This is a genomic window from Halorutilus salinus, assembly GCF_026242195.1.
Classification (GTDB): domain Archaea; phylum Halobacteriota; class Halobacteria; order Halobacteriales; family Halorutilaceae; genus Halorutilus; species Halorutilus salinus.
Window position 1 is genome coordinate 117,660 of record NZ_RKLV01000005.1, and the last position, 17,384, is coordinate 135,043.

The 17,384-nt window shown below is 60.9% G+C and carries 17 protein-coding genes and 1 tRNA gene; 11 read left to right on the forward strand and 7 right to left on the reverse strand.

Annotation, left to right across the window (positions count from 1 at the left end):
* Positions 1-3: 3 nt before the first annotated feature.
* The 3 genes from EGH25_RS06420 to EGH25_RS06430 form a co-directional block, all read right to left on the reverse strand.
* Positions 4-918: an ABC transporter substrate-binding protein gene (locus tag EGH25_RS06420; RefSeq protein ID WP_266086846.1), complete on the reverse strand. Its 915-nt coding sequence runs from the start codon at positions 916-918 to the stop codon at positions 4-6.
* A gap of 86 nt (positions 919-1,004) precedes the next feature.
* Entirely contained in the window at positions 1,005-1,757 is a 753-nt protein-coding gene (locus EGH25_RS06425; protein ID WP_266086848.1) for an Nmad3 family putative nucleotide modification protein, read from the reverse strand.
* A gap of 24 nt (positions 1,758-1,781) precedes the next feature.
* Positions 1,782-2,021, reverse strand: a complete 240-nt coding sequence (locus EGH25_RS06430; protein ID WP_266086850.1) for an ArsR family transcriptional regulator — start codon at positions 2,019-2,021, stop codon at positions 1,782-1,784.
* Positions 2,022-2,172: 151 nt separating this feature from the next.
* On the opposite strand from EGH25_RS06430, the gene EGH25_RS06435 reads away from it, so the two are divergent.
* The 6 genes from EGH25_RS06435 to EGH25_RS06460 are packed head-to-tail and all read left to right on the forward strand — an operon-like array spanning position 2,173 to position 7,523.
* Positions 2,173-3,819 (forward strand): nitrite/sulfite reductase, encoded by a 1,647-nt coding sequence (locus EGH25_RS06435; RefSeq protein WP_266086852.1) that lies wholly within the window; start codon positions 2,173-2,175, stop codon positions 3,817-3,819.
* Positions 3,816-4,592, forward strand: coding sequence for a CbiX/SirB N-terminal domain-containing protein (locus EGH25_RS12125; RefSeq protein ID WP_266086854.1), 777 nt, complete (start codon positions 3,816-3,818; stop codon positions 4,590-4,592). Before EGH25_RS06435 ends, EGH25_RS12125 begins: the two co-directional genes overlap by 4 nt.
* Entirely contained in the window at positions 4,589-5,383 is a 795-nt protein-coding gene (locus EGH25_RS06445) for a DR2241 family protein (protein ID WP_266086856.1), read from the forward strand. The genes EGH25_RS12125 and EGH25_RS06445 overlap by 4 nt, the downstream gene beginning before the upstream one ends.
* Positions 5,373-6,212, forward strand: coding sequence for a uroporphyrinogen-III C-methyltransferase (cobA, locus tag EGH25_RS06450; protein ID WP_266086858.1), 840 nt, complete (start codon positions 5,373-5,375; stop codon positions 6,210-6,212). The genes EGH25_RS06445 and cobA overlap by 11 nt, the downstream gene beginning before the upstream one ends.
* A 28-nt stretch (positions 6,213-6,240) precedes the next feature.
* Positions 6,241-7,260, forward strand: coding sequence for an anthranilate phosphoribosyltransferase (locus EGH25_RS06455; protein WP_266086984.1), 1,020 nt, complete (start codon positions 6,241-6,243; stop codon positions 7,258-7,260).
* The gene (locus EGH25_RS06460; RefSeq protein WP_266086860.1) at positions 7,257-7,523 is read left to right on the forward strand and encodes a ferredoxin; all 267 of its coding nucleotides are present in this window, start codon (positions 7,257-7,259) and stop codon (positions 7,521-7,523) included. Before EGH25_RS06455 ends, EGH25_RS06460 begins: the two co-directional genes overlap by 4 nt.
* 56 nt (positions 7,524-7,579) lie before the next feature.
* Here EGH25_RS06460 and EGH25_RS06465 read toward each other — a convergent pair whose 3' ends face one another.
* Positions 7,580-8,242, reverse strand: coding sequence for a pentapeptide repeat-containing protein (locus EGH25_RS06465; protein WP_266086862.1), 663 nt, complete (start codon positions 8,240-8,242; stop codon positions 7,580-7,582).
* 180 nt (positions 8,243-8,422) lie between these two features.
* Between EGH25_RS06465 and EGH25_RS06470 the strand changes: the two genes are divergently transcribed.
* A complete protein-coding gene (locus EGH25_RS06470; RefSeq protein WP_266086864.1) occupies positions 8,423-11,005 on the forward strand; it encodes a PriCT-2 domain-containing protein in 2,583 nt (860 codons plus the stop codon).
* A gap of 41 nt (positions 11,006-11,046) precedes the next feature.
* A complete protein-coding gene (locus EGH25_RS06475) occupies positions 11,047-11,238 on the forward strand; it encodes a hypothetical protein (RefSeq protein ID WP_266086866.1) in 192 nt (63 codons plus the stop codon).
* Between the two features lie 3 nt (positions 11,239-11,241).
* Here EGH25_RS06475 and EGH25_RS06480 read toward each other — a convergent pair whose 3' ends face one another.
* Complete coding sequence (locus EGH25_RS06480) at positions 11,242-12,351, reverse strand: disk-shape morphogenesis protein volactin (RefSeq protein WP_266086868.1); 1,110 nt, start codon at positions 12,349-12,351, stop codon at positions 11,242-11,244.
* A 39-nt stretch (positions 12,352-12,390) separates the two neighbouring features.
* Complete coding sequence (locus tag EGH25_RS06485; protein WP_266086870.1) at positions 12,391-13,284, reverse strand: cell division protein CdpA domain-containing protein; 894 nt, start codon at positions 13,282-13,284, stop codon at positions 12,391-12,393.
* Positions 13,285-13,658: 374 nt separating this feature from the next.
* Here EGH25_RS06485 and EGH25_RS06490 point away from each other — a divergent pair, with 374 nt between their 5' ends.
* Together EGH25_RS06490 and EGH25_RS06495 are read left to right on the forward strand one after the other, a co-directional pair.
* Positions 13,659-14,216, forward strand: coding sequence for a hypothetical protein (locus EGH25_RS06490; protein WP_266086871.1), 558 nt, complete (start codon positions 13,659-13,661; stop codon positions 14,214-14,216).
* Between the two features lie 43 nt (positions 14,217-14,259).
* Complete coding sequence (locus EGH25_RS06495; RefSeq protein ID WP_266086873.1) at positions 14,260-16,881, forward strand: valine--tRNA ligase; 2,622 nt, start codon at positions 14,260-14,262, stop codon at positions 16,879-16,881.
* Here the strand turns inward: EGH25_RS06495 and EGH25_RS06500 are convergent.
* On the reverse strand, positions 16,874-17,203 hold the full coding sequence (locus tag EGH25_RS06500) for a hypothetical protein (protein WP_266086875.1): 330 nt from the start codon (positions 17,201-17,203) through the stop codon (positions 16,874-16,876). The genes EGH25_RS06495 and EGH25_RS06500 overlap by 8 nt on opposite strands.
* An 81-nt stretch (positions 17,204-17,284) precedes the next feature.
* On the opposite strand from EGH25_RS06500, the gene EGH25_RS06505 reads away from it, so the two are divergent.
* Positions 17,285-17,359 (forward strand) — tRNA-Pro (locus tag EGH25_RS06505).
* Positions 17,360-17,384: the final 25 nt, after the last annotated feature.

Here is a 17,384-nt window from a genome sequence, read left to right on the forward strand (position 1 = left end):
AACTCAGTCGTCCGAAGGCTCCACCTTCTCGCCCTCGCCTTCAAGCGTGGGCACCTCGTCCTCTTCGCCGACGAAGCCCTTCTCTTCCATCCATTCGGTGGTGCTTTCGATACGTTCCTCGTCGGGCGAACGCACCGGTAGGAAGTTACGGAGTTCGAAGTCGTCACGTAGCTCGTCGAAGTTAACGTCCCCGAACGCGTCGGGGTCGCTCTCCGCCTCCTCTTCGAGAAGGTCGACGTACCTACCGCGGTACTTGTCAAGGTTACCGTTTATCTCCTCAACGGCGCGGTTGAAGGCGCTCCTGAACGCCTCGACGCGTTCGGGATCGGGATCCTCGCGCGTGACGAGAGCCGCCCTGCACGGTCCTTCGTAGACCTCGTTGAGTTCCTCGTCGTACCTCCCAAGTGTTACGTAAGGTTCGAGTACGCCTATGGAGTCAACATCGCCCTGCTTGACGGCGTCGAAACGCTCCTCTGCGCTTCCTATATGCTCCAGAACTATCTCTTCCTCCTCGAAGCCCTCGTTTTCGAGCATCTCAGGGATCGAGTAGAACGAGGTCGCGTACTTGTTGATACCTATCGAACGACCCTTGAGGTCGTCGAGCGTCTCTATCTCAGAGCCTTCGTGTGAGAAAAGGACGCGATCCCATTCGCTGTAAGAGCCGATTATCTCGCGTCCCGTCTCCGACGCTTCCTGTATCGCGTTCCATTCACAGACACCGTGTGTCTCTCCGTCGTCGTCGAGATCCTCCCACCAGTCCGTCTCGTACGCGTTCTCGCCGTCGAAGTCCTGCGTACCCGGCGCGAAGTAGTCGATGTCGGCGTCGTCGACGCCTTCTTCCTCAAAGTATCCGTTCTCCTCTGCTACTTCTTGTACGAGCTTCCATGTGAAGTACTCGTGCGCTATGTCAAGCGACATCTCGGCTTACCGTTGCACGGATAGGTGGTTAAGTACGGCGTTAGGGGCAATAATCGGGTTAGCGGCAAGTGTTGTGCGTACCCGCGTCACGTTCGCGCGCCCGAACGGCGCAGGAAGCCGTCGATCCCCACACGTAGCACATGCGCCTGCTTGACACCGCCGAGGTATGCGTTCCTGTCGTCGCGTCCCGACGGTTCGGGATCGAGCGCGTCCTGAAGCCCGTCGCGCAGGTAGTACTGTCCCGACGCCGTGCGTTCGCTCAGACGGTAAGCGCGGTTGAACAGTCCGCCGTCGTATCCGTCGACTATCACGAGGTTTCCGTCGACGGTCCCCGTCGACTCGAAACGTTTTGCGTGTGCGTTCTCCGTATGGTCGCGTATACGTCGCCTCGCCTCATCACCGTCGAGAGGCTTGAAGTAGACTGTATCCTCGACGACGATGTAGCCGATAGCGTACCTGTGCAGACCGTCGGCGCCGTCCGAACGTAGCCCCGTGTAGAAGACGACCGCGTCGCCCTCTTCGAGTCTCGTGAGACGGTTTACGTACGCAGGACGGCGCTCGCCGTAAGTCAAGGCGTCGAAGTTGGGGTCGTGGTGTAGAGGAAAAGAGCCGATACCGTCGCCCGTCACGGCTTCGTCACCGCCGCCGGGGTGGACGGCGTCGAGGTACCCGGCGGCGGTGCCTTCGCGCGTCGGTATGTCGGCGTACGTCCGTGTCTCCGTCGTCGCGTCGCGCGCCTCCTCAGGTATAGGAACGTAGTCAAAGCCACCGTCGTCGTAGATACGTGGAACCGGTGAAACGTTCGTCGTATCCGCCGCGACCCCTGACAGGACTATCATGCTTCATCTACCCCGTCACGTATATCAAGGGTTACGGCTTCCGTTCATGCTATAGACGAAGCTTCCGCCTTCATCCGCCATCCGTACGTCGACAACGTCCACCTCAGCGAGACGTTTGAGCGCGTCCCTCGTCGTGCTCGGATGGAGACGCGCCGCCTCGCTCACCTCCTTCGCGCTCATCGCGCCCTCGTGCTCTATAACCTTGGCGACGAGCTTGGCGCTCGGCGGTAGATCGGCGAGTCCGTCGTCGGTGTCGTCCGGCATCCATCCCTACTTGTGTCGCTCAGGTAGTAAGCCTGTTTCAAGCGGCAAATATCGTGGCATGGGCAAGCATCTCCGGTAAAGCGTGCCTTGCCGGTTGGGCGAGCGTTGCCGGTCTCGTCCGTATTAAGATTCCCGCCTCCGTCTAAGACGTATGGCTAGCACCGTCGAGGAATGGAAGAACGAGGAAGATCCGGTTGAGATCAAGGACAGAATACTCAACGAGTACTCCGAGGAGGGTTTCGATGCCATCGAAGGTACCGAGGAGGATGACTCCGACGAGTTCGAACGTCTCAAATGGTACGGTCTTTACCAGCATAACGACAACTCGCCCGAGTACTTCATGCACCGTGTCAAGATACCCAACGGTATACTGACCGCGGAGCAAGCGAAACGCGTCGGGAACGTCATCAAGGAGTACGCCGTCGCCGAGGAGGAAAACCCGCATTTCGGGCGCACCTTCTGCGACTTCACGACACGCCAGTGCATACAGATACACTGGGTCGATATACGCGACATAGAGGACATATGGGAAGAGTGGGACGACGTCGGACTTCCGACCGGAGCGACCGGCGCGTGCGGCGATGTCTTCCGTAACATAGTCGGATGTCCCGTCGCGGGCGTCGACGGCGATGAGGTCGTGGACGCGTCGGGACTCGTGGATGAGGTCGCCGAGTACTTCATGGAGTCCGATGACTTCACAAACCTTCCGCGTAAGTTCAAGGTCTCCATCGCAGGATGTAAGGAGGGATGCGGACAGGGCGAGATAAACGACCTCGGATTCCATCCCGCGACGAGGCAGATCGACGGCGAGACCGTCGAAGGGTTCAACCTCAAGGCTGGAGGCGGTCTCGGACGCGGCGGCATCATGGCTAAGGACGTCGACGTATTCGTGACTCCCGACGAACTCCCCGAGTTTACGCGCGCCGCCGCCGCCGTCTTCCGGGACGAGGGGAACCGCGAACAGCGTGCTCGCGCTCGTCTCCGGTACCTCATCGAGGAGAAAGGTATTGACTGGTTCGTCGGGGAGGTGAACGAAGAGACTGAGATCGAAGTACGTGGGGCGGGCGACGGCTTCCGCGACGAGGCGGAGTACAACACGGGCGCACATTACTGCGACCACGTCGGTATTCACGAACAGAACGACGGACGTTACTACGCGGGCCTGCAGGTTATAACGGGACGGCTAAAGGCGGACTGGCTCGTCGAACTCGGGCGTCTCGCGGAGGAGTACGGCGACGGTACGCTCAGACTGACGCAGAGACAGAACGTCGTACTTACAGGAATCTACGAGGAAGACCTCGAGAGTTTCAAGAACGAACCCCTTCTTGACGATATACCCGCTGACCCGTCGCCGTTCCGGCGCGGCGCTATCTCGTGCACGGGAACCGAGTTCTGTAACCTTGCCCTCATAGAGACGAAGAACCGTATGGTCGACTGGGTAAACAGGCTCGAAGACTCCGTCGAACTCGACTCGCCTCTACGCGTCCATCTATCCGGATGTAACGCCTCATGCGCTCAGCCACAGATAGCCGACATAGGGTTTCAGGGGAGTAAGACGCGTAAGGACGGCGAGATAGTCGAGGCTGTCGATGTCGGTATAGGCGGTGGACTCGGCTCCGACCCTGAGTTCATAGACTGGGTGGTTGAGGGTGTCGCGTGCGAGGACGCCGTTGAACTTGTCAGCAACATGATCGACGAGTACAGACGGGGAAGCGACGCCGACGAGACGTTCCGCGACTACGTCCGGCGCGTCGGAACCGACGAGGTGGCGGAGCGCGCACAGGAGGGCGTACCGTGACCGCCGAATGCGAGGACTCCGTCATCATACTCGGTCACGGCTCCCACCTCAGTCCGCGTTCGAGTCAGCCCGTCCGTCGACACGCCGAGCGGTTGCGTGACCGCGCGGGTTTCGACGAGGTCAGGACGGCGTTCTGGAAGGAAGAACCGTCGTTCCGCGATGTCCTCCGCACCGTCGACGGCGACAAGGTCTACGCAGTACCCTTTTTTATGGCTGAAGGGTACTTCGTCGACGAGGTGATACCGCGGGAGCTGTGCCTTCCGCAAGACCGTGTCGTCTACACAGAACCCGTCGGGACGCACCCTTCGATGACCGAAGTCATCAAGGACAGGGCACACTCGGTCTATGAAGGCGGGAGTGACGAGGACGTTGCGCTCGCTGTCGTCGGACACGGAACCGACCGCAATCCTAAAAGCGCCGAGTCGGCGCTCAAACACGTCGAAAGGATACACGAGAACGGCGGGTTCGCCGAGGCGAAGGCGCTTTTCATGGATGAAGCGCCCTACATCGACGACGTAGCCGAACAGTTTGGGTCGGAAGAGGTCGTCGTCGTGCCTTTCTTCTCATCGGACGGATACCACACACAGGAAGACATACCTGACGACATGGGCATCGTCGACCGGGACGAGGACGACGGCTACGACGTCCCTGCCACGACGGAAGGAAAACGTGTCTGGTACACCGGCGCTGTCGGGACGGAGCCGGGTGTCGCAGACGTGATAGCCGAACGCGCCGAGGACGCGCGGGGACAGGTAGAAGGGGTGGTGGTGTGACCGATACCGCAACCGTCTGCCCTGACGCCGGCATAAGATCTGACGCCACAGGCTGGTTCGTCGACTGGCTTGAAGACGGCGAGTGCACCGAAGAAACGCCCGCAGGAAAGAGACGGTCGTGGGGCGAACTCTCCCTGACGGCTCACAACTCGGGCTACGACGTGAGACACACCGAAGACACCGGGGTACCGGCGGAGGAGCTCGAAGACAACGAAGACCCGATGGAGGCACGCGAGATAGCCAAGTTCGATGACGAGGGCGGATACCGACCGATGAACGGCGAGACAACTCTTCCCACAGGGTGGGTCTTTCCTTCGCTTGACCCCGACGCCCTCACCGAGGTGGTCGGTCAGGTCTACCCCGCGAGCCTCGAAAACAGGTACCTCGAACTAAACGACGCGCTTGATGTGATACACTGGGACGAGACGTCGGAAAGACAGACGGGTATATACGCCGATGTCGACGAACTGACCGGCGAACCTCTCAGGTGTGCGACAGAGGCGTTCTGTGCGAGTCGGTGCGTAAAGAGGCGCGAGTGGGAGGCATCGGAAGACGAAAGGATCGACTCGGAAAGCGAGGGAGAGTTCCCGTGCCGGGAGGCGTGTTCGCTCTTCGTCGTCGGTGCCCGCGAGTTCGTGAACCAGGAAAGGGGAGAGACTGAAGGACAAGAAGCCGCACTCGGGACTCCCCCGGAGGAAGAACCGCGCCGCGGCGAGCTCGGCGACCCGGCTAACGAGTACAGAAAGCGGTACACGGCTTCGAGACAGAAGGAAGGCGAAGATGTACGCTGACGAGGGGAGAGTCTACATCGTGGGTGCGGGACCCGGGGATCCCGAACTCATGACGCTCAAGGCGCGTCGAGTCATCGACTCCGCAGACGTCGTAATGCACGACTCACTCGTCGGTTCAGGAATACTGGAGACGCTCCCGGAAGACTCGGAAGTCGTGGGAATCGGAAAGAACCCCAGGGGTGAAAGGACGACACAGGAAGAGATAAACGAGATGATGGCAGAAGAAGCGCAGGAGGGCAACGACGTAGCGCGCCTCAAATGCGGCGACCCCAACGTATTCGGACGCGGAGGCGAGGAGACACAGCACCTCGCATCCGAAGGTGTCGAGTTCGAGGTTGTTCCTGGGGTCACGAGTGCGATAGGCGTACCGTGTGTCGAGGGAGTACCGACGACACACCGCGAACACTCTTCTAGCCTGACCGTCGTCACGGGACATGAGGATCCGACGAAGGAGGAAAGCGCACTCGACTGGGGCGCGCTCGCGGCGAACGTCGAGGCGGGCGGCACACTCGTCGTCCTGATGGGGGTGGGGCGTCTGCCCGACAACGTCACAGCCTTACGCCAAAACGGCGTCTCCGAGGACACACCCGTCGCGATGGTCGAACGAGGAACACTCGACGACTCACGCACCGTCGTATCTACTCTCGACGGTATCGTCGAGGCGGCACGCACAGCAGAGATAGAACCGCCCGCGGTGACGGTCGTCGGCGAGGTGGTTTCGGTGCGCGAAGATGTCTCCGAGTATCTCGTCGAGTCGGGCGCTTCCTCGATAGTACGCGACGAGGATACCCGGTCTGAACCAAAGGTCGAGGTGATCCGAGGTGGCTGAAAAAGACACGGACGTGCTACACGACCTGATGGGAAACGTAGGCACGGGACCCAAGTCGGCGGGCGACATGACCTACGACGAGGCAGAAGGAGCGGCGCGCGCTATACTCGACGGCGAACCCGACGAGACGACACTCGGTGCTTTCCTGCTCGCGAACCGCTGGAAGACGAACACGCCGGAAGAACTCGCAGGCTTCACAGACGAGATAGCCGCGCGCTCCAAGGAAGGCGTTCCGAATGCTGACCCCGTCGACTGCGGAGCCAACTACGACGGAAAGACAGAAACCGCCCTCCTGAGCGTCGCCGCAGGCGTCACGGCAGCGGCGGCAGGAACTCCCGTGGCGACACACTCGGGCGACCGCGTTCCGATGAGTATGGGGTGTGCGTACAGACACGTCCTCGGCGAACTCGGGGTGCGTACGGATCTCTCGCCGGAGGAAAGCGCAGAACTCCTCGACGAGACGGGCTTCGGCTTCTACTACCAGCCGCGCTTTTCACCGGAAGTCGCCGCTCTGAACGACAGACGGTACGAGATGGGTGTACGCACCTTCGTCAACACCGTCGAGACTCTGGTCAACCCCGCCGATGCCGACGTACACATGGGTTCGTTCTACCACCTCGCATTTGCGAAACGCGTCTGTGATACGCTCGATAGGTCGGAACACCACGACGTGAACCGTGCCGTCATGTTTCAGGGACTCGAAGGCTACGACGAGATACGCCCTGGGTACACGAAGGTCGCTGAGTGGAACGACGGTGAGTTCGACGACTACGAGATAGAGACGGCGGAGTACGGAATGGGCTTCGAACGCGAAGACCTACGCGTCGACGACGTACCGGGTGACTCGGCGCGCATCACAGAAGAGGTTCTCAACGGTGAGCGCGACGACCACTTCGCCGATGCAGTCGCGCTCAACGCCGCCATCCGCGTCTACGCCCGCCGTGACGCGGAAACACTCGACGAGGCGCTCTCGGAGGTGCGCGAAGTCCTGCTCGACGGCAAACCGCGTGAGGTTCTCGAATCCGTCCGTGAGGTGACTACGCGGTGACAGCACCCGACATCGAAGAGAAGCCGTACAAGATCATCTTCGAGGGCAAAGGCTGTATAGGTTCGGGCAAATGCGCCGAAGTCTCTCAAAACTGGGGGATGAATCTTGAAACCGGGTTAGCGCAGGCGGGTTCGCACTACATAGACGAAAGCGAACTGGAGCACAACATAGAGGCGGCACGCGTCTGTCCTGCGAGGAACGGCGACGGCGTTATAACAGTCGTCGACAGGAGGACGGGCGAGGAACTCGACACCGAACCATGAGGCTTTGAAAAGTCCATCCTCGAACATATCTCGCTGTAACGACGCCGAACCGGACTCTATACACCGGTACGCGGGTCGTTCTCCTCAGGTATCTCCGCGCCCGCAAGGCTTTCGGCGCTTGCTAAGTTCTCCTTCTCCGTCTCGACGCCCGAAAGATCCGCGCCGTCCAAGGTAGCACCCCTGAGGTTTGCTACGAGGACGGCGTCGGTCAGGTCGACGTCGGAGAGATCCGCGCCGGACAGGTCTGCGGCGTACAGGTTCGCTCCCGAAACGTCGGCGCGCCGTAGATCCGCCTCCGAGAGGTTCGCGCCGTACAGAACGGCGTCGTTGAGCGACGCGTTCCTGAGGTCAGCCCCCGAAACGTCGGCGTATCTTAACGTTGCCTCCGACAGATCGGCGTCTGTGAGACACGCACCGGACATGTCTGCGACATACCCTTCGTCCTCGGCTGTCATATCCGCGCCCGAAAGGTTCGCGCCGGTCAGGTCTGCGTCGGCGAACCTCGCAGACGCCTCCGAACCGGACAGGTCGGCGTTGTAAAGCTCCGCCTCTGTGAACTCAGCGCCTCTAAGATCTGCGTGGCTAAGATCGGCGCGCCGGAGGTTAGCCCTCTTCAGGTTAGCCTCGGACAGGTCAGCGCCGCTCAGGCTCTCGCCCGCGAGGTCGGCGTCGACCATCACCTCACCGTTCAGATTCCTGTCGTTTTTTTCTTCATCCATGCCTAAGCTACGTCACCGACGGTCTTATTCGCGACGGTACCGCTCCTGTTTCTGAGTCCGACGTACGTCATACGAACGCTTTTGCTACGAGGGGAACTCGTACCCTTAGAGAACGATGGGACGCATCCGTACTGTGTAGAGCTACATACCCGCGGTTCTCATAGACATGAGCTTATACATATGACTCCTGAACCCGTACCCGAAGAAGACGACGAGATAGATCCCGTTGAAGCCGTCCGAAACGCCGTCGGTGCGGTCGATAGGGACGAGTTCGACGACGGACACGAGCTAAAACAGCTTATCAAGAACCGGAACGGTGTGACGCTACCCGACGCGGGCAGGTTTCTGCTCCAAGCCCTCCGTGCCGACGACCCGCCGTTGCGCAGGGACGGCGAAACGTTTGTGACGACCGGGGGAGCCGGGTCGGACACCGGTGACGAAGACGGCGGTGAAGAGGACGAGGGCACGGACGAGGATCCGGTCGAAGGAAGCGTGAGCACCGGTGGAGGGGATGAGAACACGGTCAACGAGGACGAGGACACCGTCGAAGAGACACCCGAACCCCCTCACGAGCTAACCCAACGCGACGTCTGGGCTGTCCGTTACACGGACGGCACCGTCGAGCGCGGTCTAAGCTACGACGAAGCCGTCAACGAGGCGAACGCCTCCGAAGCCGAGGTCGGTTACGGTTACGTTCTAACCGTCGATATCAAGGCTGACACAGACTCCGCGTTCAAGAACTCGGTTCCCAAGACCCCTTTCGACGGCGCTTATGTCGAGTACCTCCCGACCAAGGACGGCTGGCGTATACCTGTCGCCGACTACGACGAACCCGGCTGGTGGTTCGATACCGACGGCGAAGTTACCGTCAAACTCTCCGACACGGGGTTCCGGAAGAAGGGCGAACTAGCCGACGTACCACAAGACGCGTCCGTCTTCCGCGGCGGACGCGCCCTTGACGAGTGGCTCGCCGATGTCGCACGCGAAGCCGACGTGACCGTGTTCGACGAAGCCCCCGACGACGTACCCGACGTTGACGGTGCGATTCTGACCGACGACCGTGTTGAGGAGGCGCTCGAACATATCGACCCCGACCTACCGTACACCGACTGGAGAAGGATAGGCTCGGCGCTCGTCGACAACTACGCCGACGGTGAAGGAGCCGATAAGGCGCAGGAGGTCTTCGACGGCTGGAGCCGCAAAGGCTCCAAGTACACCGACCGTGACGAGCGTTTCGTACGTGATCCTGAGGACGCGGTTCCCGACAACGGCGTCGGCTATCTCGTGCATAAGGCGTGTCTCGAAGGCTGGGTCTGGGAAGCCGACGACGATTCCGGGAAGACCGCCGACGAGGACGACCGTACGGTGCCGGAGCCGGCGCGTGCGGAGGCTGTAAGCCAAGACGGGACGGAAAACGGAACCCGCGCCGTCGAAGATCCATCCGCCGATGCCACGGACATCGAAACCACCTTCGTAGAGCGCGAGGGGGGATACGGATACGAGAGCGAGGACGGATTCGACCGCGTTACGAACTTTACACTCGAAACGAATCGACGTATAGTCTGCGACGACGTGCGTCTCATCGAACTCACCGTCCGTCCCTGTAACGAGGAGCCGTACGAGGTAACCGTTGAGACGGGCGCTCTAAACACCGTCGACGGCTTCGAGAGCGAGGTAGTGACGGGCTTCTCGACGTGGTTCGACGGCGACGAGGACGCGCTCAGCCGTATACGTAGCCGCGTCGGCACCGAGGGGACGCGTGTACATGGAACCGGTGCCGTCGGTCTCTTCGGCGACGAGTTCGTGACGCCCGCCGGAAGCCTGACCGACGAGGGCTGGACGGACGAAGCCGATACCGTCTTTGTCGACCGTCTCGCGGGGGCGGGTGTAAACGACACATGGACGGTTACGGGCGGTTACGACGAGGAAGAAGTCGCCGAGATACTTGAACACCTCCCCGGTATACACCTATCGGGTGAGTTCCTCACCGTCTTAGGCTGGTTCTACGCCGCTCCGCTCAAGACTTTCGTCGTCGAGCGCGCCGAATACTTCCCTTCGCTCCGTCTCACGGGCGACGTAGAAGCCGCGAAGCCCAAGCTCCGCGTCTTAGGGTGTGCGTTCGGAACCGACGGCGAACCTTTTCGCCCCTCCGAAACGTCCGATGTCTTCGACGTTCTCCGCGGCTCGCGCTCCGTCCCCGTCTGGTACGACGGCTACCGCCGCGGCAGGATCGACGACGGTACGGTCGACAGTTTCGACGACTACTGCCTCAAGACCACACGGTGCGTGGACGCGCGATGCGACGGCACCGTCGATGGTCTCACAGCCCCCGTCGTCGTAACCGGCGACGCCCCACGTAACCCTTCTCTTGACGACCGTTCGGTGGACGTCGACTTTGTGGGTGCAGGCGGCGACGTGACCGCTTCCTACGCCCAACTCGCGGGAAGGAGCTACCGCGAGGACGGTGAGGTACGCCACCCCGACGGCGTCGATCTCGGCGCACACGCAATGGCGTACTACTCGTGGATAGCCGGTGTCGGTACAGAGACGCTCGAAGAACTCTGGGACGACTGTCTACATAGCTCTGCCGACGTTATGGGTTCACGCGACACCGACGACCTCGGCGGTTTACACGACGTTCGCGTGACGCTGTTCGGTCTACGTCTCTACCAACGGTTCGCCGAGGAGAACGGTGTGGAACCCGAGATAAACCGAAAACGTCGGCAGAACGAGGGTATAGCCGCGTCCACCGACGCCGGGTAGAACCCCAAGCTCTCTTTGCTCACCCCTACCTTAGCTAACCTATGCCGGAGTACGACTGTCCGAGGTGCGGTGCGGTTCTCGACGAGTACGCGACCGACGACAAGCAGGAGTACGTCTGTTCCGACTGCGGATACGTCGGCGTACCCGTCGAACACACGAGCGATTCGGACGAGACGGAGTCTTGGGACGAGGCTTTCGAGAGGTTCGACGAAAGGAAAGGCGACGACGGGTAGACGTCAGTCCTCGCTCGAACGTCTGGCACGTCGCCGTCGACCTTCGTTTCTCTCTACCTCTGCGTCGCGTCCGTTCGTCGCCTCCTCGGTCTCCTCTGTCGATGACGAACCGCTCTCCGACGAACCGCCCGACTCTTCCTCGTCCGAACGCGCCGCAACGAGAGCGCCGCGCGAGACGCTGTACATCGGCTCCTCGGCGTGCGTAACGCCGCTGATCGAGAACGGTATCTCGGCGTCTTCGAGATGGTCGCGGAAAAGCTCCTCGAAGCCTTCGGGCGACGACGTACCTCCCGTGACGACGACGGGTACGTCGAGACCTTCCTCGATATCCTCCTCGTCGACCTCCTCGGCGAGCTTCTCTATGACGTAGTCGAGCAGGTTTTCGTAGTAGATCGAGAGCGCGCCTTCGACGCCGCCCACATCCGTCTCGAAGTCGAGGTCGAAGTCGTCCTCCTTTACCGACGTGACCTTGTCGACGGGCGTACCCGTCGCTTGCGCCGCCTGCTGGTCTATCCAGTCGCCCCCGCGCGCGACCGAGAACTTTGTGACGGGTACGGCGTAGTACGAAAGGCAGACGTTCGTCATCCCCGCACCGAACGAGATACCGAGACCCGTGAAGCTGTTGTCGGCGAGTTCGGAGTAGACGACCGCCATACCTTCGTTGACGGGTTCGGCGTCGTAGCCCTGATCGTCAAGGAACGACTCCAGCGTCTTCTGGTGGTACAACGTCGACAGGTCGCTGTCGATGGGGTCGGCGGGCGTCGAGAAGTAGAGCTTCTCGCCCTCGTGATCGGGTTCGTCGACGACCTGCTCTATGATCAGCTTCATCATCGGTATCGCCGACTGCTCGTCGCTCGAAAGTATACCGTTCTGCATCGGTCGGCGTGTCTCCTTGTTGAAGACGTTGGCGAAGTTGAGCGCGTCGTCGCCGACGACGTAGACCTTGTCGTCCTTCCGTATATGGAGTACCTCGCTCTGCGACAGCATCCTCTCCGCCATCTCCGAGTACTCTATCTCCACGAAGGAGTTACGTTGTTGTGCGAAAACTGTGCTGTTCCCATCCTGTTCCGAACACAGGATGTTCATCGTTCCGACGTCGAGTCCTTTTGCCATTGTTGTGTTTCTGTGGTTACCGTTCTGTCTGTACGCGCTCTACCTCATACCTACCTTGCCGAGTAGCCACGACACGACCGTCCGGCTCTCGGCTGTTTCGACGGAGCCTTCGTCCGTGTTACCGCTCTTGATATCGCTAAGCGCCGCGGCTTGGTTGTCGACGGTTGTTGAGGAGGTTTGCTTCTTCGACTCCCCCGTCTTCATGCTCCGAAGACCCTGCACCTGTGTGTCGACGCCCGCGCTAACCGTCTTCTCCGGCTCCTTCGCTGTGCCGCCTCTCATCTCGTCGGTGGAGACATCGGTGCTAAACGTCAGGTTCCTGCCCTCCGACCGTTTGACGCCGCCAAGGTTGAGGTCAACGTCCTCCATCGCCTCATCTATGTCGCTCTCAACGTCTTCCATCGTAACCTCGTCGCCGTCCTCCGACGACCCGTCGTCCTCCTGTACGACCGTTCCGTTCGCACGCTCAAGCTGGTGAGCGATAAGCGCGGCGGCTGTGGCGGCGACGACGACCGAGACGCCGACGGCGTACGTCCCCATGACTGCGAGCATACGTCCGACACCCGCCTCCGCCCAGTGATTAGGGTACGAGACGACGAAGCCGACCGTGGCGACGCCCGTCAGGACGCTACCTCCCACAGCGCCGTAGACCGCACGGCGTTCGACGGGAAGGAGAACGACGATAGACAGCATCGTGACGGGCGCGGCGAGGAGCGCAAACGTATACGGTATCTGAGCCGTGGCGAAGTAGCCACCCTCCCTGTATCCGTACATCGCCACGACGACGACGAAGCCGATAAGGGCGACAGCCGCGAACGCTACGCCGACGAAGAACAGACCGAAGCCGAGGTAGACATCCGTCTCTGTCTCAGGCTCCCCTATGTAACGCTCGTACAGGTCGAACAGTATGTTGTCCGGCGTGCTCTCGGTCATACGGTCACCTCCTCTCTACCGCCCGCATCCTCTCCGAGCGCACCCGCCGGGGTAGCTCCACCGTAGGGTAAAATCTTCGTTTTAGTCATTTCTATCATACAGCGCGGCTCTCGCGTAAGCCGCTCTTTCTGCTACTCCGTCTCGGTCGGTACTCGCGTGGTGTTTGTCGTGCATGGGGCGGTTCTTGTCGGTATCTATCTGGCTACGTATAATGTTAGAGAAGGGGTTGCACAAAAACCTCAGTCAGACCGGAGTCAGACGGACGTATGACAGAACGCCGTGCGCCGGTACCCGACGTTTATGCGTACGTGGTAACGGTGCGTCAGAACGGCACTGCACCTAAGGCTTATTACCTGCGAGTGATACCTCTATACATGCCTATCGACGGTCGTACGGTGACCGCGACGCTCGGCGGCTCTTTACTCGCCTTTGTTCTCGTCTCGTACGCGGTCACCGCCGCGGGCGCACCCCTGTCGGTGGCGACGGAGTCTGTCGACGGCGTACACCTCGAAGCCGAGTACATCGAAGGCTCGTCCGTCGATATGGTTCCCAAGTTTAACGCCGTAGACGGCTGTAACAAGACGATCGCGGTTTCGTTTCACGACGCGAAGGTGTCGGGCGTCAGGATGTACGCCGAACTACCGAAGCCGATCGAGGGAGGCGTAGCCGAGGTAGGGTTCGAACTCGCCGACGACTACCACGTCGGCTCCTTACAGCTGATGGTTAGCAGGCTGGGCGTCGACGGTGAACAGGGGTTCGGCGGTACGCTGTCGGCTGGTGAAGACGGGTTCATCTTCGAAGGTGACGAAGAGTTCCGTCTCGAAAACGTGACGACGCACGTCTACGGCTTCGGAAGCGGATGGCTAAACGCGCCTTTCGTACGTACAGGGTACGAACCCGACGCTGAGACGGTCGAGAGCTACAGATGCTAACGTTTTTCGAGAAGGTTTAACTACTGGATACCGTTTTCGTACCATGGACATACCCAAGTCGTACGACGCCTCCTCCGCCGAGGAAAGGTGGTGCGAGGAGTGGGACGACGACCTGTACGCGTTCGATGAGGACGACGACGCTCCGGAGTACGTTATCGACACGCCGCCGCCGTACCCGACAGGCAACCTGCACATCGGAAACGCTCTCGGCTGGTGCTACATGGACTTCGCGGCGCGGTACAGGCGTCTTCAGGGTTACAACGTACTTTTCCCACAGGGATGGGACTGCCACGGTCTTCCGACCGAGGTCAAGGTCGAGGAGAACAAAGGTGTCAAGAAGTCCGAGGTACCCCGCGACGAGTTCCGCGGGATGTGTGTCGATCACACGTACGAGATGATAGACGAGATGAAGGAGACTATGGAGACGCTCGGCTTCTCTCAGGACTGGGGTCACGAGTACGTTACTATGGAACCCGAGTACTGGGGTGAGACACAGCGGTCTTTCGTCGAGATGGCGGACGAAGGGTACGCCTACCGTGACCACCATCCGGTAAACTGGTGTCCGCGGTGTGAAACCGCGATCGCCGACGCCGAGGTTGAGCGCGAGGAACGTGACGGTACCCTCGTCTACCTTACGTTCCCCGGTGTCGACGAGGGGGGCGAAGGTATAGAGATAGCGACTACACGTCCCGAACTCCTGTCGGCGTGCGGTGCCGTCGCCGTCGAACCCGGCGGTGAGTGGAGCGACCACGTCGGCGATACGGTTGAGGTTCCGTTGTTCGGACAGGAGGTCGACGTAATAGAGGACGAGGAGGTCGACTCCGAGTTCGGTACGGGTGCTGTCATGATATGCACCTTCGGTGACAAGCAGGACGTCGAGTGGTGGCTTGAGTACGACCTCGAACTCCGTGAGGCTTTCACGCGCGAAGGGACGCTGACGGGACTCGCCGACGCGTACGAAGGTATGACCGTCGACGAGGCGAAGGAGGCGATAACCGACGACCTACGCGACGAGGGCTACGTCTACGACTCCGAAGCCGTCGATCAGAGCGTCGGCGTCTGCTGGCGCTGTGACACGCCTATCGAGATACTCGCCGAGGAGCAGTGGTTCATAGAGGTTCGCCAAGAGGAGATACTCGAAAAGGCGCGCGAGGTCGACTGGATACCCGATCACGCCTACACGCGTTTCGAGGACTGGACCGAGGGCATGGAGTGGGACTGGGTTATCTCGCGCCAGCGCGTCTTTGCAACCCCGTTCCCCGTCTGGTACTGCGACGACTGCGGAGCGCCCTACGTAGCCGACGAGGAAGAGCTACCCGTCGACCCGACCGAGGAAGAACCCGCCGGTGACTGCGCCGACTGCGGCGGCGACGCTTTCACGCCGGAGGAAGACGTCATGGATACGTGGATGGACTCGTCGATCACGGCGATGTACGTCGGCGGATGGGCCGATGGCTTCCGTGAGGACGCCGACTTCTCCCCGACACAGCTACGTGAGCAGGGACACGACATAATACGGACATGGGCTTTCTACACAGTCCTGCGAACCACAGCGCTCGAAGACGAGATACCGTGGGAGGACGCGCTCGTAAACGGCATGGTCTTCGGTGACGACGGAAACAAGATGTCAAAGTCGCGCGGAAACTTCGTACAGCCTGAGGAGGTCGTCGACGAGTACGGTGCGGACGCGTTCAGACAGGCGATGGCGTCGGCGGGGCGTCCGGGAAGCGACATACAGTTCCAGTGGAAGGAGGTCGAACGCGCATCCAAGTTCCTTACCAAGACGTGGAACATACACCGTTTCGCCGTCCCGCACGTCGCAAAGGATGTCTACGACTACGACCCCGACGATCCGCCCGAACTACGTCTCGCCGACAGATGGATACTGTCACGTCTCACACGCGTCCTCGACGGCGTCGAGGAGGACATGGACGCGTACAGGTACGACTCGGCTCTACAGGCGATCCGTGAGTTCACGTGGAACGAACTCGCCGACGACTACCTCGAACTCGTCAAGGGACGTCTGTACGAGGAGGACGGCGAAGGCAACCAAGCCGTCCGTTGGACTCTCCGTACCGTCCTCGAAGCTGTCGCGGTCTCCGTCTCACCTTTCGCGCCGTTCTTCGCCGAGGAACTCTACGACGCCTTCTACGACGGGAGCGTCCACACCGCCGACTGGCGCGACGTCGACATGCTAGACGAGTCCGCGGAGGAGAAAGGCGATGTTCTCGCCGGTGTCGTCGCCTCCGTACGGCGTTGGAAGAGCGACGAGGGTATGGCGCTCAACGCCGAGATCGGACGTGTCGAAGTGTACACCGACGGTGGCTTCGACGGTTCGGACGCCTCGAACGCACTCAACGCCGACGTCGTCGTCAAGGACGGCGAACCCGAACTCGAAGAGGTTCCCGTCGAACTCGACCCCGATATGAGCATTCTGGGTCCCCGGTTCCGCGACTCGGCGGGCGAGGTCGTCGGTGCGCTCAAGAAACGCGACCCCGCCGAGGTTGCGCGCGAGAAGGAAGACGGCACCGTCGGCGTGGAGGTCGACGGCGAGACGGTCGGGATAGACGCCGACGCCGTCGAGGTCGTAAACGAACTCCGTAGCGGCGGCGAGGAGGTTGAGGCTGTCGAGACGGAGGGAGCGACCGTACTCGTCTTCAGGTAGAGTCGTCCGACCGCGTCGCGGACGCGCGCAGAACGAGGTAGTAGACGCCTACGACAGCGCCTACGACGGGCAACGTACACGCCGCGATCAGGCGGAACGAAGGTCCCCAGAGGTAGTTCTTCGCCGTAAGAACTTCCGCCTGTCTGTAGACACCGTACGGTACGAGGAACTGACCCACCGCACCCGTTACGAGCGCGACGTAGAAGGGCGTCCCTCCACCCCATGTGACGATGACGGTAGGGAGCGCGACGGCGATCAGGAGAACGCCGGCGGCGACGGAGGTAAGCGACGCGTACTCGTCCCTTCCGACGGGATACGCCATGATCGAAACCGTGCGTGTCGCGTATTAAGGCTTCCGTCGTTCCGTAACAGATATACGGGACGTTGGCATAGCACGGGTACAGGGATCGTGGGGTAGCCTGGCCCATCCTCGGCCGCTGGGGGCGGTCGGACTCGAGTTCAAGTCTCGACGATCCCATGCTTTCTGCACAAGACGTAATAGC